Annotated in this window: 15 protein-coding genes; 6 read left to right on the top strand and 9 right to left on the bottom strand. The window is 44.6% G+C overall.

Features of this window, described 5'->3' with window-relative positions; genetic code table 11:
• Positions 1–100: 100 nt before the first annotated feature.
• The 4 genes from BLS69_RS06925 (at position 101) to BLS69_RS31860 (ending at position 3,834) form a co-directional block, all read left to right on the top strand.
• Positions 101–688 carry a hypothetical protein gene (locus tag BLS69_RS06925; RefSeq protein WP_091029724.1) on the top strand — a complete coding sequence of 196 codons (588 nt, stop codon included), beginning with the start codon at positions 101–103 and terminating at the stop codon, positions 686–688.
• Between the two features lie 298 nt (positions 689–986).
• A complete protein-coding gene (locus BLS69_RS06920) occupies positions 987–1,178 on the top strand; it encodes a hypothetical protein (RefSeq protein WP_091029722.1) in 192 nt (63 codons plus the stop codon).
• A gap of 150 nt (positions 1,179–1,328) precedes the next feature.
• Positions 1,329–3,305 carry a sigma-70 family RNA polymerase sigma factor gene (locus BLS69_RS06915; protein WP_091029720.1) on the top strand — a complete coding sequence of 659 codons (1,977 nt, stop codon included), beginning with the start codon at positions 1,329–1,331 and terminating at the stop codon, positions 3,303–3,305.
• A 97-nt stretch (positions 3,306–3,402) separates the two neighbouring features.
• Entirely contained in the window at positions 3,403–3,834 is a 432-nt protein-coding gene (locus tag BLS69_RS31860; protein WP_176872620.1) for a thioredoxin domain-containing protein, read from the top strand.
• Positions 3,835–3,942: 108 nt separating this feature from the next.
• Here BLS69_RS31860 and BLS69_RS06905 read toward each other — a convergent pair whose 3' ends face one another.
• Both BLS69_RS06905 and BLS69_RS06900 read right to left on the bottom strand, forming a co-directional pair.
• Entirely contained in the window at positions 3,943–4,560 is a 618-nt protein-coding gene (locus BLS69_RS06905; RefSeq protein WP_091029717.1) for a TetR/AcrR family transcriptional regulator, read from the bottom strand.
• A 139-nt stretch (positions 4,561–4,699) separates the two neighbouring features.
• Positions 4,700–5,458, bottom strand: coding sequence for an SDR family oxidoreductase (locus BLS69_RS06900; RefSeq protein WP_091029713.1), 759 nt, complete (start codon positions 5,456–5,458; stop codon positions 4,700–4,702).
• Positions 5,459–5,727: 269 nt separating this feature from the next.
• Here BLS69_RS06900 and BLS69_RS06895 point away from each other — a divergent pair, with 269 nt between their 5' ends.
• Positions 5,728–6,555 carry a MerR family transcriptional regulator gene (locus BLS69_RS06895; RefSeq protein ID WP_091029711.1) on the top strand — a complete coding sequence of 276 codons (828 nt, stop codon included), beginning with the start codon at positions 5,728–5,730 and terminating at the stop codon, positions 6,553–6,555.
• Positions 6,556–6,611: 56 nt separating this feature from the next.
• Positions 6,612–7,295 carry a DUF554 domain-containing protein gene (locus BLS69_RS06890; protein WP_091029708.1) on the top strand — a complete coding sequence of 228 codons (684 nt, stop codon included), beginning with the start codon at positions 6,612–6,614 and terminating at the stop codon, positions 7,293–7,295.
• Positions 7,296–8,139: 844 nt separating this feature from the next.
• Here BLS69_RS06890 and BLS69_RS06885 read toward each other — a convergent pair.
• From BLS69_RS06885 to BLS69_RS06855, 7 genes are all read right to left on the bottom strand, one after another.
• Positions 8,140–10,806: a discoidin domain-containing protein gene (locus BLS69_RS06885; RefSeq protein WP_091029706.1), complete on the bottom strand. Its 2,667-nt coding sequence runs from the start codon at positions 10,804–10,806 to the stop codon at positions 8,140–8,142.
• Positions 10,807–11,001: 195 nt separating this feature from the next.
• Complete coding sequence (locus tag BLS69_RS06880; RefSeq protein WP_091029704.1) at positions 11,002–12,651, bottom strand: extracellular solute-binding protein; 1,650 nt, start codon at positions 12,649–12,651, stop codon at positions 11,002–11,004.
• Between the two features lie 19 nt (positions 12,652–12,670).
• On the bottom strand, positions 12,671–14,971 hold the full coding sequence (locus BLS69_RS06875) for a helix-turn-helix domain-containing protein (protein ID WP_256332247.1): 2,301 nt from the start codon (positions 14,969–14,971) through the stop codon (positions 12,671–12,673).
• 309 nt (positions 14,972–15,280) lie between these two features.
• Positions 15,281–16,339 carry a glycoside hydrolase family 88 protein gene (locus tag BLS69_RS06870; RefSeq protein ID WP_371129063.1) on the bottom strand — a complete coding sequence of 353 codons (1,059 nt, stop codon included), beginning with the start codon at positions 16,337–16,339 and terminating at the stop codon, positions 15,281–15,283.
• Positions 16,340–16,441: 102 nt separating this feature from the next.
• Positions 16,442–17,323: a carbohydrate ABC transporter permease gene (locus BLS69_RS06865; RefSeq protein WP_024631936.1), complete on the bottom strand. Its 882-nt coding sequence runs from the start codon at positions 17,321–17,323 to the stop codon at positions 16,442–16,444.
• Positions 17,324–17,333: 10 nt separating this feature from the next.
• Positions 17,334–18,257 carry an ABC transporter permease gene (locus BLS69_RS06860; protein ID WP_091029693.1) on the bottom strand — a complete coding sequence of 308 codons (924 nt, stop codon included), beginning with the start codon at positions 18,255–18,257 and terminating at the stop codon, positions 17,334–17,336.
• A 56-nt stretch (positions 18,258–18,313) separates the two neighbouring features.
• Complete coding sequence (locus tag BLS69_RS06855; protein WP_091029690.1) at positions 18,314–19,939, bottom strand: type 2 periplasmic-binding domain-containing protein; 1,626 nt, start codon at positions 19,937–19,939, stop codon at positions 18,314–18,316.
• Positions 19,940–19,993 lie beyond the last annotated feature (54 nt).

Raw genomic sequence — 19,993 nt, 5'->3', positions numbered from 1 at the left:
CTGTCGAGGTTATCCTTCAGGATACGACCAGTATGTTATAATAGCATTATTTATATAGTAACGTAGACAAGACAAACAGGAGTTTAGCGGAGGGGATATAGTGGGAACGTCGACTAGTGAAGGTTTGACCCAACAGTTGATAGAACATTTAAATGGGTTGGATTTTATTACCCGAATAGATGTAATTGGAAGTTGTGTTGAACAAACCTCAGACGCTTACTCGGATGTAGATTTATTGCTAACAATTAAAGATGTCACTCCAGATATCGCATTGTTCGAAGTGACCGAAAGTGTAAAAGCGAAGTTCCAACCGGTGTGGTATGATTTTGCAAACAGCCTGATGCCTGATAAATTTTTAGTATCAACATTTATTGGAGGAGACAATCCCTTCGCATTTTATGATGTCAGTATCCTAAACAGTGATAAGAATTTGGTCTATGACAAAACACAGTTTGAAAATGACCAATGGATTCATTTGATGAAGCTCTGGGTGATGAATTTCAAGTATATGCTGCGTGATGCACCACAGTTTGAAAAACGCTTTGCAACAATGATGGAAAAAGCGAACATCTCCCACTATTCCGATTATAGAACAGGTTTTTATCAATTGTTTTTAAAACTAAAAGATAAGAAGACTATTAAGAGTGGTTATTTAAATATGCTTGAGGAGGTATTTAGAAACAGCTGATAACGTTCACTTGACCGGAATTTCCGGTGGTGTCCAACTCAGCATTTTCCCTTCTTAAGTGCGAATTCAATTAACCTGACCGTGTAATGCCCGTTGCCAGTCAACAACTTTAATTTTGACTAAATTATAATTGCTGGGTTCACTTCTATAGGAATGGGTCGTACACTGTACGTTGTACACAGTGCTAATACAACCTTGATACTATAAACTTGAACCCACACTTAGAAGGCTTATTCCACTTGTTGAAGATGGAATGAGCCCTTTTTGCATGCAAAAAATCTAAGGAGATGAACAGACAATGGCAAAACGTGAACAGGTAGAGAAAACGGTGCATTCAATTGCCCAGGCTCAAGCAGATTATGAGCAGTTGATGGAGGAAATAAGGGGCTACTGCCTGCAGGTAAAGCAATTAAGGGAGCAGGCGGTACACCATCGAAATACTATATTAGTGCCTTTACAGAAGGTCTTGCCAAAGATCAATAGATGTTGAACACTGCTAAAGAAATGGCTGGATTCATGGTGGATCTCATGAACATGATAACGTGTCGTAGAAATTTGATCGGTCAGTTCCAGAATAATGTTACATTAATTAAATCCAAACCCCCGAGTTAGCTGTCTATATAACAGGAGGTGAACGACAATGATCGATGTACAGCAACAAATCAACGCCGCACAAAACGGAGATCACGATGCCTTCGTTTCTCTTATAAAGGATCGAACGGATAAGCTGCACCGAGTGGCTCGCCATTATGTACGGGAGTCCAAAGATGCGGAGGATATCGTTCAGGATGCCCTGGTTAAGGCTTATGAGTCACTGCATACGCTGCAGCAAGCCGAAGCGTTTGAGAGCTGGCTTACCAGAATCGTGGTGAACCGGGCGCTCAATCATTTGGAGAAATCCAAGCGTGTTCACCTGAGCGAAGACCCGCAGGCGCAAGAGCCATTAGTCGTTAATGATATCGATCAAACCCTGGATCTGGAGCGTGCATTGGCCAGTCTGAATCCGAAGCTGCGTCAGCTCCTGTTCTTAAAATATAAGAAGGACCTGACCCAGCAGCAAATCGCCCATCTCCTGGATATGCCATTAGGTACTGTAAAAACACAATTACGGAAGGGGCTGGAACATTTGCGCAACGAAATGGCTCAAGATTTTCTCGAACGAGACCTGGATACATTACGCCTGCAGTTAAGACAACAAGCAGAGCACCAGTTTGCCGTTTCACCGGATTATGATCTGATCGTCAATGACTATCAAGAGAACACCATGAGGGGAACAGGGAAGGGAGAAGCGGGCTTCTTATGGGTTAAAACGGGGAGTGATGACGCTGTTTCTGCCACGCTCTCCAGGGACGGCAACTTGCTAGACTATGCCATTTCCTGGGCCTCATTGGACAACGAGACACGGCTATCTGAGGAGGAGCTCAAACAGCAGGCAGAGCAATTCCTGGAAGATCATTATCCCGGCGCACTGCGTGATTTTCCGTATTGTGAGATGGAGTGGATGGAAGGGATGTTTGGGTACACACGACAGCAGAAGGCGATGGGGCTGCCGCTTCCTGAGACGGGATGCCTGATTATGGTTCACCCCAGCGGTCGCGTGGTCGGATTTAGGTACTACGGAACCGTTCCAGGGCCAGCACTCCCAACCATGATCACACCAGAAGAGGAACAGATGGCGTGTATAAAGGCGAATTTTTTGCTACATGTGGAATATTGCGTATTGGACAAAGCCGTGTACACGGATGGTGACGATCAGGTCCATCTTGTTTACGCCCCCCGAAGTAGAGGACTAATCTATACTGCATCATCACAGGAGGAAGTTCCGACAGCCTATAGGGCAGAAGCTGTCCCCTCTGACCCAAGAACTCTGGACGAGTGGCCAGGTGAGTTCCCGCCCGCACGAAGCCTAGAAAAGTGGATTGGCGTAGACAACGACCAATTTCAGTTAGTACAAGACGACAATATTGGCTCGAACACCAAGTTGATGGTGTGGAAGCAACAGAATGAAGAGCGTCCAGCCAAGAATGACTGGTCTTGGAAGGCCTATTGGGCTGATCAGATGGAGGGAGCGGTCAAGGCGCGAGTAGACAGCCAAACCGGACAACTGATTGACTTTGTTTCGCATGGTAAGCCAGATCAACTAGCTCCATTAACCTGGGATCGAGACGCATGTATAAAAGTAGCTATGGACTATGTCCGAGGACTAGCAGCCGAAATGTTGCCGTATCTCAAGCTTCTAACTGAAGAGACCGACGACGAAGATCGTTTGGAAATCATTCGCTTTGGTGTATATGTTCAAGACGTATCTGTCAGGGATGAATGCTATCAACTAGCTGTTGACCGCTCTAATGGGAGGGTCAAAAGTTTGATGTCCCCCTCCATAAGGCCAGAACAGTTAAAGAAGCTGGAGACCGTGCGTTCATTTGATTCCCAGACAGCCATCCTCCGATGGACGGCACAGGCCAAGCTGCGTCTGCAATGGGAACGGATGCACAATGCTAGGGCGGAAGAGGCGAAGTACGAACTAGTGTATCGAATGATTGGTAGCGAGCACGAGCGGACGCCCGAAGTGCTTGATGCGCATACGGGGAAGTTATACGAAAATACTTTTTACTGACAAACAGAAACATCTAGCCCGAAACTAAGGGCTGGAAGGCATTCAAAAGCCTGCGGACGTAGAACAGCATTGGAAGGAAGTTGGTGTCCATTCCAGAATGCCCATCGATGGTTCCTTATGGAAGGACGATCCCATCCTTTCTTCCTATCCACCGTCCCGTGTATACAAGGTCATCGAGCGAGATCATGCAGGAAGAGCGATGGAGTTTTTGAGAAAGCCAGAGAAGCGGCCTTTGCGTTCAACCGTAATATTGCGCGGGGACAGCATGCTGCGAAAGTATTTGTTTTTGGCGTTGCTCCAGCTTGCGCGTCACCAACCGGACTTCAAGCGCTGGTATAAGCAGAATGTGAAAAAGGGGGATGGGCAAGATGCAATCTATGTTAAACTTATTGGACAGCTAGCTCGTATTCTCATTGGTATGGTTCAGCATGGAGAAACGTATCGCAGCCTAACCAGAGCACGCAGCAATAACAAAATAACAAAAACCGCACACATAGAGGTGAGTTCTCTGAAGCAAAAGTCGCTCTAAAAATACGGTGATAATCAATAAACCCTGATGGTTCTTCATTTCTACAAAGAATGTAAATAAACGAATACGAGGGAGTCTCATATTGGGAGATCTCTCGTATTCGTCTTTTTAGTCAGCATACTTGTTTATAATCGTATGAGCAGCCTCATCCGCTATTTGAAAAGCCTGCTCTCGTGAAATACTGAAATCAAGCAGCAACATTTTGGGCCATAGCACCTGCCCAGCAATTAGACTCATAAATTCATTGGCCGTTTTTGACGCATCCGGCAGATTTATATTACCCAATTGAACTTCATCTACTAAATATTGCGTCAATTTCTGATGCACGGCGCCTTCGCCCAGTTCATAATGAAAAAGACTGAGCTCGGGGAATTGCTTGGCTTCTGCAATGACGACCCGGAATAAAGGAGCCATTCCATCACGAGTCAGCACGCATGCGTAGTCTCGTCCGAACTTTATTAATCCTTGCAGGGGAGAGCCGAGCTCCGGTGGAAAGTCCCATTCGGGATCAAGCTCCCAAAAATGCTTGACGATGGTTTCAAAAATCAATTCCTTCGTCGGGAAATGATTGAAAAGTGTACCTGTAGAGAGACCAGCAAGTTTTGAAATCTGAGCTAAAGTAGTCCGCGCATACCCTTTTTCAAAAAACAGTTCTTGTGCAGCGGCAATCGCGCACGCCCTTTTTTCTTCCTTTATACGTTCATGGTAAGTTGATTTAGTTCCCATAATTCCACTCCAAAGTTGGATTTAAGTCTTATCAGAGGGATAGCACCCTCTTCTCTACTATACAACAGTTGATCGTGTTCTAAAAGAAAAAGCTGCCTAAGCACCCTCGGAGGGCTTAAGCAGCAATAGGGCTAACATATTAGAGAATCGTTTGAGCGCCATCCAGAACCAAGTCAACGCCAATGGTGAAGCGTGACTCATCCGAAGCCAGATAAACAACAGCTTTGGCAATCTCTTCGGCAGTACCCATGCGTCCAGCCGGAATCCCGTCACGAATGCGGTTAATAACCATCTCACGAATTTCGTCAGACACGCCTAGCTTGTTCTTATCGTAAAGCGGGGTATCAATCGGTCCAGGACTCACCGTATTGAAGCGAATTCCGTTAGACGATAATAAGTCGGAATTCCAGGCTTTGGTCAGGGTGGAAATGGCACCTTTAGTAGCCGCATAAGCGTTGGAATGTGCATATCCGGCATGAGAGCTGCTCGATCCCATTAAAACGACAGAAGAGGGGTTCGCCATAACAGAAGTTAGTGCCTGCATTAAGAAAAATGGAGCTTTTACGTTGATGGCAAACAATCGGTCAAAGGCTTCCTCATCGATTTGCTCGAATGGACGCCAGTCAGATACACCTGCGTTTAAAAAGGCAATATCCAGTTTGCCAAAATGTTGTTCAACTCGATCAGCCAGTTGACGTTGGGCATTGAGGTCTCGGGAATCTGCCTGAAGCACAAGGACTTGATTTCCAAGTTCCTTTTGCGTTTTTTCTACATTTGCCGGAGTTACTCCGGTGACAATCAATTCAGCACCTTCAGCCAGAAATTGTTTGGCTGTCTCCAAGCCAATTCCGCTGGTGCCACCCGTAATAAGTGCTCGTTTACCATTAAGTCTAGTCATGTTAAAACCTCCATCGCAAGATACTTACAAGGATAAATATAAGACGATAATAATCTAAAGTCAAGTAACTCAACTTTATTTATTTTTTCTTATGTGATAAAATCATTTTAAGGCTGTGAATACAGAGTTAAAAAAGTTTTTTTATTCGTTATAACACTGACAAAAATATGGATCAGGAAATAGGTTTGGGAATATTTATACAGAGTCTTGATCAAGAAATTCATATAGGTATATTATCAAGGTACAATATGGGGGGAGAGCAGAACACAATGAGCAATATGTTTTTGATTGGGGAAATATCAAAGCTTTTTCAAATCGACATCCGGACTTTACGTTATTATGATGAAATACATCTATTAAAGCCCGCCCTAGTAGATGAAAACACGGGCTATCGGTATTATTCTATTGAACAATTTGAAAGTTTGAACACCATTCTATATCTTAAAGCATTAAATATACCGCTTAAAGACATAAAACAGTTTGTGGATCGACGGGGCATCGATTATATATTAGCATTATTAAAGGAACAATTATTTAAAACAGAACAAAAACTTTTGGAGTTTGAACAGATCAAAAAGAAAATCAATCTCCGGATTCATCAGATTGAACATACATCGAAAATGAAAAATCTTTTTAAAATCCATAAAGAACAGCTTGCTGAACGAAAGATTGTCATGTTAAAACAAAGAATTCATCATAGTGATAATTTGGAAATGTGGATTCGTATATTAGAGAATAGTAGTAATTTGAAATCTAGCGTCTTTCTTGGTCAAGTTGGATTAACTTTATCCCTTACGAGCTTACAACAAAAGAAATTTAATGAGTATGATTCTATTTTCCTTTTTGTAGAGCCGGAGAAACACGCCTTTACTGAAACGGCAATGAAGACTCTTCCTCAGCAACAATACTTGATTATTCGATTTGTTGGTACACATGCAGAAGCATCTTACTATTATGAAGAACTATTGAAACATGCGGACGAACAAGGTCTCAACATTTCAGATGACGCGCTCGAAATTACTTATATCGATTATGGGCTAACACAAGACACCTCCAAATTCATCACTGAAATACAACTACCTATAAATGAATCTTGACCCTCCAGTCGCTGGAGGGTTTATTCTATTAAAAAAAGATATTAGGAGAGAAGATCATGATTGGAACAATTGTTAATGTAGCGACAATTATTATTGGTAGTGTAGCAGGAAGCGTATTTAAAAAAGGGCTGAAGGAGTCTTATCAAGATATTCTTATGCAGGCTATGGGTTTGGTAGCTGCTGCGTTGGGGATTAATGCAATAGCTAGTTATTTACCAGAAAGCAAATACCCAGTGTTGTTCATTGTTAGCCTTGCATTAGGCGGAGTTATCGGTCAAAAATTAAATATAGAGGAACGCTTTAAGAAATTGGTGTCCAGATTCTCAAAAGGAAATCTAGCCGAAGGCCTATCCACTGCGATATTGCTCTTCTGTGTAGGAACAATGTCCATTCTAGGCCCTATTGAGAGTGCAATGAGGGGAAATCATACGTATTTGTATACGAACGCGATTCTCGATGGGGTAACTTCAATTGTCTTTGCAGCTACCTTTGGTATTGGAATTATTTGGTCTGCAGTCTTCCTGTTTTTTTGGCAAGGATCAATATATCTAATGGCTAATATCTTATCCGATTTTCTCACGCCTGAACTCTTGAATGAAACATCGATTGTTGGGGGCATATTAATTTTGTGCGCAGGAATAAGCATTCTTGGGATTCGGAACTTCAAAACAATAAACCTAATTCCAGCTTTACTGATACCTGTTTTGTTCATAGGGATCAAGAATATATTCGGCATATAATCTTATTACACTAACATCATCATTGAACAGAAATTATGAAGGTCTGAGGGACCATTGGTATATGATATTACTTTCAATCTGTACTCCTGGATTAACCTCCAAAGTGAAGCAGCGTGGAAAGTATAAGTTTGAAACGATAAAAAGCGGATGTTGTCTTAGAAATCCGCTTTTTTGTCTTAACTATCAAATAATTCAGACAAGAGCAGGTTAGCCTGGAGATAAGGATTAATGACTATGATAACTATGTTATGGTCATTATTTGTCTCATCAATATACACAATAGGCAAAGGGCACACCATTACAAGTGCAGATAGGATGGTTGAAATTGAAAAAATGAGCTTTCGAATTAGGTAGCTATCTAAATAAAAGAGTGATGGGTTATTCATCTGGTTTAGGTATTCTGTTACTGACTTTATGGAGGAGAAGAAGATCTTATAGTAAAATCGATCTATATACATATGTACAAAATACGAGTTTTGTGAAACAGTATTAATAGTTAGTTAGTTAACTCACTGACTGTGCACTGTACTCTGACTGGGTATTAACTTCTTTTTTAACTTTGTCATCTTCTTTTTGATTACTACAATCAAACCGTTGTTCGATCCATTCATATGGATAAATGTAGCTTTTTAAATTTATAACCCCCGAGAACTTTTCAATTTCATATGGATAAATATGTGATCTGTATACAAATCACAATAACATATCTAATATCGCATCTTCACAATTCAGCTATCCAATCTATCCCAATATAATATGCACCCATTTTAGTTTTAAAATGAGCACATATTATATTCGATACTAAATCTGAATCGAATTCTTTTAATCTGATCCTACGTCATTTTTAATCCCCGTGCACCCAAAACTCAATTATGCTGTTCCAGGTGTTGGATTCATTTCCTTGCCCAATATAACGAATGAATTTGGCTTGAACCGGTTCAAATTCAAATGTATCATAGGCAGCCTGTTTTTGACTGGTGACGTTACTTAATACATTTTGGTAATTAGTACCATCTGTTGATATCTCCAAATCAAAATAATTGGATCGCGTATGCCCATTATAGAATTGAATACTTACCTGCCCTACTTGGGTTTGTTGCTCAAGCTCTAACTGCAGGTACTGTCCCTTTCCATCTGCAGACCATCTGGAGTCTGGATCGCGGTCGATCGTATGGATCGGCAGATTGCCATCATCTGCACTTGCCGTAACCTTGGTTACGACAGCGAACGGTCCTTCCGGCTCGGCCATAGGCTCCTTGACTTCAAATTTCTCCCGTGCCTCGACCGTTACTCCATTAAAGACGCAGCTCACGATGATGTCGACATTTCCAGCTTTTATTGCATGGAATGTAGTTCCTTCCGTATATCCGATCGTATCATCACTCGTTGTGTACGTGACAGGAACGTTCAATTCTGCAATGTTTACGATCTCCCCATTATCTAATGTTAGAAACGAAGATAATTCTCCGCTTCCTCCTGCGCTAATCGCATTACCTGCGACTCTCCAGCCGGGTACCGCTTTATTGGGACTTATGGAGATGTTCTCTGGAAGTACCGGTGTATCAGCTACCTTAAACTTCACTCGCACGTTCTGTTTGTGGTCCCGATATGATACAGTGATCTCTCCAGTTCCATTTGTCCCTTGCGGTTGCTTAATTTTAACCTTCCCATTCTTCGCAAAAGGTTTTGCAGAGATGATAGGCGTTTCGGTTGTGCCATAAGGCAAAGTGTGAACGTAATCCGTTCTTAAGAACTGCATACCCCCTATGACTTCGCCATTCACCAACAGGGATTGAAGCCCCAGATGAATATCTTTGATTCGCTTCTTGCTCTGATCCTGATATAAACTTTGCGGGGATAAACGATCGCCCTCCCCAATGCCTTCCGCCATATCAAATGGCTGCGTATCAGCATCCGGAATGGAACCAACAATGTTGACGTTCACGCCGGTGTCCTTTCCTTTTGTTCCAATGACATATCCATTCCCGAATTGTTCTGATTCTATAATAACACCGGATTTACTAGGGTGTGCCGCCTGACCGGTCGTATTCCAGAAGACACTTTCAGTGGTCACCACCCCATGACGATTCGTTTCTGATGATCCATAATCCCGTGTAATGGCAGAGATCCCGTCCCCATTAACTACCAGGTTGTCGATCAGGTTCGCCATGCTCAAATACATATGAAAATCAGTCAATAATGAAGGTTTCTCAGAATACGAACCTTGCAGGACATTTCCGTTCGCAGAGAAGTTGGCATATGTGAAGCTATGTCTAGCTCCTATAGCCTTACTATTCTTAATGAGATTATCATTACCTATAAATTGATATAAATAACCGTTCCCGTTCGCTCCACGATACTGCGGGTACTGCATGGTTACATGATCCACAGTGACGTTCTTCGTACGATCCAGAATAATACCCTTGGATAACAGATGATAATCTGTATTGCCAGCTGGTTTATAAGTGTTAATATTTCGAATCCAGCTGTTGGCCACTGCAATCACATTGACCGCTTTGGCATTATCGGCTTCATATCCAGCAGTCCCAACGACTTTGAAGTCATCCTCACCAAGCCCCGACTTCACATTTTGAATGTTTGCGATCGAAAAATCCTCTAAACCGACTTCGACAATTGGATCTGCAGTCTGACTAATCGTAATATCATCGCGCAGCTTCATTGGATAACGCGTCGGAATGTCTAATGTAATCGTTTTATTATCCGGATCTACGCCCACGATTTGGCGGTAGAATAACGGTTCTACTTTACCAAGACGTGATGACCACTTGTTTTGCATGCCAAGCTCACGTAAGAATCCTGGCGTCGTTTCGAATGAAATGACCACGTAATCATTCACTGCAAACCCGCTTGTATCCTCAACGGACAGCAGGACGGTTGGATCGGTAACGGATTTGCGAAGTTTCGTAGAAATCCCGGTTTTCTTCCAATCTCCGTTACCGATCCGGATAATATCCTTGTTTTTCATATTTTGCTGTGCATTATAGATATGAGTCTTGTTCATCCCGTCACCTTTCAGGACCATACGACTTGCAGGAATGTTTAGTGAATAATCCTTGCCGTCCTGAGGGTTAACCTGATATGTACCCTTGGGAAGATACACGACACCTCCACCCCGCGTCACAGCGGCATCAATTGCCTTTTGAATAGCCTGCGTTGCATCACGGCTCCCTGAAGGATCGGCAAAATACGGTGCTTTCGTAACGTCGATAAGTTTGTTTTTAGGCGTTTTAGGCAATTCTGTCTCCCCACGCCGATAACCGGCATAAGAAAAGTCATGCAGAAACCTTCCCTGTTCATCTTTAAATCCTGGATACCAATCGTTTGGATAGAGCCTGCTTCTGCCATCCGTACCCAGAGACAGATTCTCACCGGCACGATCAATAGATGGCTGTGAGTCGCCCTCTGACGCTCGAACCTCCTGGGTTCCAGGTACAGACAATCCAACAGTCAACGTAAATGCCAACAATAAAAAAGGCCACTTTCTCCGCATGCTTTCGTTCTCCTCCTTTTGGATTTCAGAGTATGTGAGCGGTTTCAAGAAACCCTATAGTCACCTCCAACCCTGCTCAAGCAAGAGTCATGTGCATGCCATCTCAGCATGTCATAACCGATTGTAGAGCACGAGGGAACGAAATTACATCAACAAAAACGACACTCCAATGCCTATTTTATACAATATAAGGATTTATTTAGAGGATATAGCGCGATTATACCGCTCTAACGCTTGCTGCTGAATCTCAATCGCACGATCAATCTGTAATGACTTGATTTGCTTGACGTACGTATCGAAAGCATCCACCGGCTCAATGCCAAAAATGATTTTAAGCGACATCTCGTCCGCCACTTTGTTCACTTCCTGCATGATGACTGACATCTCCGTGCTCTCTTTCTCGGTTTTGGGCAGGGTCGGTACCTGATGGAGAACAGCATCCGTGCTGGACCATAACTGCACCGCCTCTTTCTGTTCCGGTAAAATATAATATTGCTCCATGTATCGCGTATCCTGCACAAATGGACCGAAATAACTCGCTCTGGTGTACATCGCTAGTGCTTGAGCCGGCGACCACTTATCAGGGTTTTTCAAAATAGTCTCGGTATACGTCGGATACCCGTCCTTCATCTCAAAACTGACACCTTCAATGCCAAAGTTGAACAGCAAGTGTCCCTCAGGCCCATACCCGTAGTCCAGCATCCGTGCTGCTTCTTCTACATGATGACTGTTGTTGGATATGGCGACCCCACTGGAACCGATAGCGGGAGCAAGTTGACCAAATTTCGGACGATCTCCTTTGTTCATAACAGGATATGGCGCTGGCACAAGCTTTGCATGGGGATCCGTCTCCCGCAAGATGGGTAGCCATGTACCGATCCCCGCCCCAGCATTCCAGATACTCGCGCCGCTGCGTCCTGTTGTCATGTTTGTATCCTGAGTCTCCGAATCTACGGCAGCCAGATTCTTGTCAATGAGTCCCTCCGCATACCATTCACGAAATAAGGATAGAAATGCCTTATATTCAGGTTCCTGTGCCCCAAACTTAATTTGGCCATCTTCCACGTAAAACCCTTTTTTAATACCAAAAGCGCCAATAAAACCGCCGCCTTCGATACCAAACAACGGATTCGGAACACCTAGAAAAGTAAGCGGGGCGTCAGCTCCCTTTTTGTCCTTAAATGCCTGAAGCATCGTATGCCATTCGTCAATCGTGGTTGGCACATCAAGTCCAAGCTCGTCCAGCCAGTCCTTCCGGATAATCGGTCCTTGATAGGTTCGAAGCTTATCATCTCCTTGAATAAAAGGAAACGCGTAATAACTTCCGTTCGCTGTGCGAATCTGCATATCAATGTCTGGATGCTCGTTCAGGTACTGCTTCAGATGAGGTGTGTATTGATCAATAACATCGTTTAATCGCAGAATATATCCGTCTTTGATCGCTTTCTCCGGCCCACCGGGATAATTGCTCCACTCATATTCAATCATATCCGGCAGTTCCCCGGATGTAAGCAGCACATTAATCGCTTCTTTGGCCTGATTGGCGGGTGGCCGGATGAATTGAAGGTTGACTCCGGTTCTCCGCTGCCATTCCTGAAAAAAAGGCACTTCATTGAAGCTGGACTTAATGCTCGCTGCATTGCCATTCAATTCTGCCCAGTAGGTTAATTTCCCACCGTCATTGGGTGAAGCAATTGAGACGGTCTGGTACTCTGATGAGCCGGAACGTTCATCCAGCTTGGCATCCGAATCTGTCCCGTTCTGATCGCAAGCAGTCAGCATGCCAAGCAGCAGGATGAGCCCTGTCACCTTTGCTATGAATGCCAACTTCCTCTTTACGTTCATGTTCCGGTCTCCTTTCAAATCAACTGATTTCTTTATATTTACCAGGTGTAATGCCTTCGTATTTCTTGAATACCCGGATGAAAGTTGCTGCATCGTTATACCCGACCAATCGAGATATTTCTGTAATGGATTCCTGTTTATGCTCAATCATTTCTTTAGCCTGTCGGATACGGCACTTATGAATGCAGTCCAGCAGACCCTCACCGGTCTGATTCTTGAAGAGTTTGGACAAGTAACTGCCCTTAAGCTCAAAATGCTCACCAATTGCGTTGACGTTCAAATTCACGTCCGTATAGTTACTCTCAATATACTGTGTGACTTGGGTGCTGAGATGACGCAGGGAATCCTCACGTTCTTGTGATACATTCGTTGCGCGCTTGTCAGCGGCATAGGAACATACCTCCTCAAGCAAGTTCTGCAAAGCCTCCTGCATCTCCTGGATGGTATCCCCGGCAATAATGTCCTCAATCCGATGCGGGTATTGGATTAGCGTATGGTTATCCCTGTCCCCCAGATCATTAATAGCCTTTATCATCGTACCTACCAGGTTGAAAATCAGGCAACGTGCAAGTGTGAGCGACATAATCGGTTTATCAAAATTTCGCTCTGTAATCTCGTTCATATAAGCGCTGGCTTGGTCGGTATCTCCCGCTTTGATGAAATTAAGAAGTTGCTGTTCCACTTGAAGCGGATAGTAGTAGCCAAATGGGGCATCCGCCATCGCATCGCTGCGGACATCGCCATAGGTAATGATGCCTTTCTTGCCAAGCACCATTTTGTATTCCATCGCGTCTACTGCTTCCTGGTATGCTTCGGCGATGCCAATCCATGACGTGTGGCGTCCACTGATAGAGATCGTCAATTCCATATCATAGCTTTCCAGGAAGCGCTGCGCTTCTGCCGCAATGTGATGAAGATCATGATTCCAATCCGAAGAATCCGCTTTCATATTTACAAGGCAGACCATCATATCATCAACTTCTGCTACATATCCGACGTGCTGACGCTCTGAAGCCAGTTCTTCAACAACATTGGAAATAATGAGATGGATCAATTTGTTTCGTTCATTGATATCAATACCCGGCAGCTTTCCATAGAGATTCTCTTCATTTTCGATTACAAATAAGATAACAGCAAATTCACTTGAATAGAGCGGCATATGGAAGGAACGGAATGCATCTTCATAGGGCACGAGCGTATCCTGTTTGCCTTTCAGAAGCCGATTAATCATATTGGAGCGCAGTACCTGCTGATGTTTCTGCAGTTGCTGGGCAATCTCGTTCTTTTCTGATCGTGTGTTCATGATGACCTTCTGAATAAACCGAAGTTCGTTCCGATCAGCGGGTTCGTTCTGACTATTTTTGTCTTTTAGTGATTCCACGAGCTGTTGGATTGGGGAGTAATTCCGGCGCATGAAGAACCAAGTCAGTACACCCGCACTAATGAGACTCACCACGATACTGATATACGTAAAATTGCGGACATACACTGCCTTTTCCCAATAAAGGCTGCTGGGAATAATCAATGCGTACTTCAGATCGGATAACGCGGAGTCCATGTAGAACATCTCCGACTTGCCAACCCTGGCGTTATCCAACTGAACCTGATTGCCATTCATGAATGGCTTCAATTCCTCCGATCCGGGATGATTGCTCATCAGAATCTCGTTATTCTGGTTCAGAATCAGCAGCGTGGCATCACTAAAACCCGAAATGCTCTCAATGGCTTTCTGGAATCTTCGCGTATCCGCCATGACGACAACCGTACCGGTCTCCTGACCATTCAAATCATCAGGCAGACGTGTAATGTACGCAATGGAAGACTCCGCCGGAGCTGCATTCTGATGCGGCAGAATGACGAATTGATTCGTCTCTGCACCCAGAACTTGATCCCGCCACGTTTCGAAAGACATTGCACCTGTGTTATGTATGGTATGAAATGCCGTCCGCATATCCCGAATATTGCCTGAACGGAGAATGGATTGGTCTTTTTTCCACACGACGTAGAATTCATCGATGGACGCGTATGATGTTTTATAGAGACGAAGTTCCTTCACCAGTTGGTAGGCCGTATAAGGCGCCTCTTTGGCAGGTTGATTGGAGTACATCAGCGTTTGCAGATTCGGGCTCCACGTCATCTCCATGTTCAACCGTTTCATAAGATCAACTTGTGTATCGATCGTATAACGCATCTGCTTCAATAAGGAATCGTTCGCCCGATGTATTTCACTCTTCAATGTCTCATTCGCTTGCATGTAAATAACCAGACTGATCAGAATCGGCACAATTAAAACAGCACTGTAGGAGACAAGCCAGGTCACGATTATGCTTTCTCGTTTTTGCCACAAATATCGAATGTTTAGCAACAGTTCATCACCCAACTCTTCGTAGATTATCGATGTTTGGATCAGGAATTTATTATAACGTCAAGAGCGCGATTGGGATATAGATAAAAAGTTCAATTCAATTGACAAAAAGGTGCGCAAGCACCGATTTCCCCCGTTAAATCAAGCACAAATAGCCCGAATAGACAGCTTTTGTCTATCGGGCATTCGGTATCAAAACGCGTATTCATTTGAATTCATTTTTGAATAGATGAGAATGTTTTCGGAAATTTTCTCAGAGCATTTTTAGAAAATGCGATGCTTCCATCCGTTTAATTTGGCACTCGCCTCAACGTAAAAATAGTCACCGTATATGAGTGAGACGTTCACGTTCTGACCTGCCGGTTTATGACCGGTTCCCTCCAGGAGCATACCTTCGTGCTCAGGAAGATCCCATGTTCCATAATGATTCCGCAGGGAACTCAGGATACGTTTGGCAACGGTAGCATAGAGTCTGCCCTCCGGATCAGGAAGTACATCTGCAAGCTCAAGCAATCCGGAAGCTGCAATTGCACCAGCAGAGCTGTCACGTGGAACTTCCTCCTCTTCTTCGGACTCTGCACGGAAATCCCAATGCGGAACGTGATCCTCAGGCAGTCTGGAAATGAAGAAGTTCGCCACGCGCTGTGCAGCATCCAGATATGCCGGGTCCTCTGTATACCGATACGTATTCGTTAATCCATATAAAGCCCACGCCGCTCCCCGGCTCCATGCCGAATCCGGTCCCGCTCCCTGTCCACCTATCGCTTCTGCACGTTCACCTGTTTCGGGATCAAATCGAATGATATGATGCACCGAGCCATCTTCCCGGACAAATTGCTTCATGACCATATCCGCATGAGCTTTGGCGATATGGCCGAAACGTGGATCTCCGCTCTCCTCAGACGCCCAGAAGAGCAAGGACAGGTTCATCATGGTGTCGATGATCGACCAGCCCAGCATGTCGCCATTCCAGGCCCGGATGAAGCTGCCTTTGGTATTAAAGCGTCCAGCCAGGAAGTTCGCGGCAAATAAGGCACGCCTTGCGGCATCGGCATCTCCGGTGAGCCTGTATTTGATGACGGCCGTAGGCAGGAAATGAAAGCCCACATCGTGATCAAAGTAGTTGTTTTCGAGAAACCGTGCCGATAGCCGCTCATCCCAATTCCATGCAGCTTCTTTATATTTCTCATCACCCGTCATATCGTACACAATCCATAACATGCCCGGCCAGAATCCTGAGGTCCACCAATCGATTCTCATGTCGTCATAGATGCCATTTGCTCCAGCGACATGCGGAGACTTTTCACCTATGGCTGCTAGCATCTGATCGGCTTTACTTTTAATCTGATCCCACACGTCCTTGTTCACTTCATTTAATACGCTCATGTAACATCATACCTCCTTACCGTTCTTCAATTCTCTGGTTTAACCCTTCAATGAACCAACCATGACACCTTTCACGAAAAAGCGCTGCAAAAATGGATAGATGCACAGGATCGGTATCGTCGCTACCATAATCGTTGCATACTTGATGGTTTCCCCGATCTGGAAGCGATCCCCAGCCGATGCACCAGCCGACATGCTCTCGGTGGAATTGGCAATCAGAATCTCACGCAGCACCAATTGCAGTGGGAACAGCTCTCGGCTTTTGATAAACACCGATGCATAGAACCATCCATTCCACTTATCAACTGCGTAATACAGGATCATCACGGCAATGACTGGCATGGACAACGGGATAATAATACGGAACAAAATGGTGAAGTGATTCGCTCCATCAATCTTGGCCGACTCTTCCAGGCTGTCCGGAATGCCCATAAATGACGTTCGCATGATGATCAGGTTAAACGTGCTGATGGCAAAAGGCAGAATGGTCGACCACAGTGTATCTAACAGGCCAACGCCTTTTACAACCAGGTACAGTGGAATCAAGCCGCCGCCAAAGAACATCGTGAACACGATAAAGAACATGAACACCTTGTTCCACATCACGTTTTTACGGGATAGCACATACGCACCAAGCGCAGTCATGAACAGGTTGACGATAACGCCGAACACAAGAATAAATAATGTATTGCGGAAACCTGTGGCTATACCTGGATTGGCAAGTACGCTCTTGTAAGCTTCCAGACTAAAGCCGACCGGCTTCCACAGGAGCCCCTTGTTTGCTAACAGCTGCGCCGAATCACTTAAGGATGCAAATAACACGTAGAGCAGCGGGTACAATGTGACGATGACAAGCAGGATTAAAAATGTATAATTCAAAATCGTAAAGATTCGGTCAAACCAACCACTTTCCTTAATCAAAGTTACCACCTCACCATAAGCTGTTTTGACTCACTCTGCGGCTGATATAGTTCGCCGAAATCAGAAGAACGAGATTGATCACCGAGTTAAATAGACCGACTGCCGAGCTGTAACTCCATCCGAACTCCAACAATCCCTTTCGATATACGAAGGAAGAGATGACATCAGCTGTTTCATAGGTCACCGGATTATAAAGGAGAATGATTTTCTCGAAGCCGACATTCAGCATATTACCCATCCGGAGAATGAACATGATCGTAATAATTGGCAGCAATCCGGGCAGCGTAATGTGAAACATTTGCTTGAGACGGCTCGCTCCGTCTATCTTCGCCGCTTCATACTGCTCCAGGTCGATGCTCATCAACGCAGCGATATAGATAATGGATTCCCAACCGATCCGTTGCCATATTTCAGACAGAACATAGATCGGACGGAACAGCTCCGGCTTTTGCAGCATCGCCTGACCGTCATATCCAAGCATCATGATAAGGCGGTTGATTAAACCATCCGCGTTCGTGAAGTCCGTAATAATACCGCATATGACGACGAGAGAGATGAAATAAGGCATATACGTTATCGTCTGAACGACCCGCTTGAACGTGCGCTTGCGTACTTCATTGATGAGCAGCGCCAGAATAATCGGCGCAGGGAATTCAAAGACCAGCGTGTACAAACTGATAAGAAGGGTGTTCTTCAGCACACGTAAGAAATAATAACTGTTGAAAAACTCTTCAAAGTGCTTCAGCCCAACCCAATCACTACCCAAAATGCCCTTCATCGGAGAATAATCTTTAAAGGCAATAATTGCGCCGTACATCGGACCGTAATGAAATATTAAATAATATCCAATAACGGGAATCATCATGATATATAAATACTTGTTCATCATGAAGTCCCGCACGAACCGGCTTTTAAAGGATTGACGATTGCTCATGATGTACCTTTTCACCTCTTTTCAATCGGGAGGGTTAGCGCCCTCCCCTTTTACAATTACCGATTGTTGTAGCGTTCGAGTGCTGCGGTTTGGATTTCAATCGCTCGATCCAGATGTAACGATTTCATTTTCGCGACATAGCTCTCGAATTGATCCACCGGTTCGTTGCCCAGAATGATCTTGATGGTCATCTCATCGACGAGTGTGTTGATATCATTCATGATGGTCGCGTATTCGGAGCTCTCTTCAGGTGTAGGTGTGATTGAAGGCAGATTATATTTGGCGGCCTGTGTATTCTTCCATACATCAATGGCATCGCGCTGAGTCTGTAGTGCAAAGAACTGCTCGGCATACCGTTTGTCTTGAACAAATGGACCGTTATAGCTGCTGCGGGCATATAGTGAAATTGCTTGTGCAGGAGCGAGTTTATCCGGGTTCTTCAGCAGCAAATCTGTGAATTTCGGATAATCGCCTTCCATGTTATAGCTGACACCCTCTTCTCCGAAGTTGAAGAACATGTGCCCTTCCTCACTGTAGCCGTAATCCAGCATGCGAACGGCAAGTTCCGGGTCCTTGGCTGCTGTTGTGATGGCAACAGTGCCTTCCGAGGCATAACCCTGGTTAAGCTGGCCGAATTTAGGAATATCACCTTTTTTAAGCACCGGATATGGTGCGGCGACCAGAACGGCATCCGGATCATTTGCTTCTACGAGCGGTTGCCATTTGCCGATACCTCCGCCTGCGTTACCAACACTAGCGCCAGTAGCACCCGAAGCGATGTTACCGTCAACGGATTTGGTATCCGCTGTTGAGATGTTTTTATCAATCAAACCTTCTTTGTACCATTCCTGGAATAACTTCAAGTATTCTTTGAAGCCTTCTTCCGCAGGACCAAATTTGACCTGTCCTTCTTCCTGATAGAATCCACGGTTTACACCGAAGGCACCAAGGAAAGCACCATTACCGGAATCGTTAAAGAATCGGGGCTTACTTACAACAGAGAACGGAGCGGATGCGCCTTTTTTCTCTTTAAAAGCTCTCAGGGTTGTAGTCCACTCATCAATCGTTTCCGGAACCGGTAGTCCCAGCTCATCCAGCCAATCCTTACGAATGATTGGACCCTGGAAGACACGGAGATACTCATCTCCCCGAATGAACGGGAATACATAATAGCTGCCGCTATCCGTTTTGACCATCTTGTCGATGTCTGGATTGTCCTGCAGGTATTTCTTCAGATTCGGAGCATACTGGTCAATCAGATCGTTCAGCTTTAGGATGTAACCATCATTGATGGCTTTCTCCGGTCCACCGGGGAAATCTCCGATGAAATTGTATTCCAGCATGTCCGGCAAATCCCCGGATGCCAGCATCACGTTGAAGGATTCTCTGACCTGCCCTGTCGGTGGTGCCGTGAATTTGAGTGGTACGCCGGTTTTTTCCTGCCACTTTTGAAAGAATGGAATTTCGCTGTGCGAATTTTTGACCCCGATCAGGTTGCCGTTAATTTCACCCCAATACGTAAGCGTCTTATCCGTTTGAATCGGATAGGTTGTTGCTTCCGTTGATCCGCTTGGTGTCCCTTTATCAGCATCGCCCGTTTTACTTTCTCCGGACGAACACCCAAGGATCGTCGTACCTAATAACAGGATCATCAAACTCGTAGATAACACTTTTCTTCTCATGGACCTTATCCTCCACCTTTTGGGAATGTCTGTGCTCTACCTCAGATTAAGGGA

The organism is Paenibacillus sp. CF095, from assembly GCF_900101225.1.
In the GTDB taxonomy this organism is placed as follows: Bacteria; Bacillota; Bacilli; order Paenibacillales; family Paenibacillaceae; genus Paenibacillus.
Note: the sequence above shows the minus strand (reverse complement) of the source record. Positions and strands in the feature narration are given on the sequence as shown.

Bases quoted from the DNA above. Each gene is read 5' to 3' on its own strand.
- BLS69_RS06905 (WP_091029717.1), bottom strand. From the start codon at position 4,560: ATGGGAACTAAATCAACTTACCATGAACGTATAAAGGAAGAAAAAAGG.
- BLS69_RS06900 (WP_091029713.1), bottom strand. From the start codon at position 5,458: ATGACTAGACTTAATGGTAAACGAGCACTTATTACGGGTGGCACCAGC.
- BLS69_RS06860 (WP_091029693.1), bottom strand. From the start codon at position 18,257: ATGAGCAATCGTCAATCCTTTAAAAGCCGGTTCGTGCGGGACTTCATG.
- BLS69_RS06890 (WP_091029708.1), top strand. From the start codon at position 6,612: ATGATTGGAACAATTGTTAATGTAGCGACAATTATTATTGGTAGTGTA.
- BLS69_RS06885 (WP_091029706.1), bottom strand. From the start codon at position 10,806: ATGCGGAGAAAGTGGCCTTTTTTATTGTTGGCATTTACGTTGACTGTT.
- BLS69_RS06855 (WP_091029690.1), bottom strand. From the start codon at position 19,939: ATGAGAAGAAAAGTGTTATCTACGAGTTTGATGATCCTGTTATTAGGT.
- BLS69_RS06870 (WP_371129063.1), bottom strand. From the start codon at position 16,339: ATGCTAGCAGCCATAGGTGAAAAGTCTCCGCATGTCGCTGGAGCAAAT.
- BLS69_RS06920 (WP_091029722.1), top strand. From the start codon at position 987: ATGGCAAAACGTGAACAGGTAGAGAAAACGGTGCATTCAATTGCCCAG.
- BLS69_RS06880 (WP_091029704.1), bottom strand. From the start codon at position 12,651: ATGAACGTAAAGAGGAAGTTGGCATTCATAGCAAAGGTGACAGGGCTC.
- BLS69_RS31860 (WP_176872620.1), top strand. From the start codon at position 3,403: ATGCCCATCGATGGTTCCTTATGGAAGGACGATCCCATCCTTTCTTCC.
- BLS69_RS06915 (WP_091029720.1), top strand. From the start codon at position 1,329: ATGATCGATGTACAGCAACAAATCAACGCCGCACAAAACGGAGATCAC.
- BLS69_RS06895 (WP_091029711.1), top strand. From the start codon at position 5,728: ATGAGCAATATGTTTTTGATTGGGGAAATATCAAAGCTTTTTCAAATC.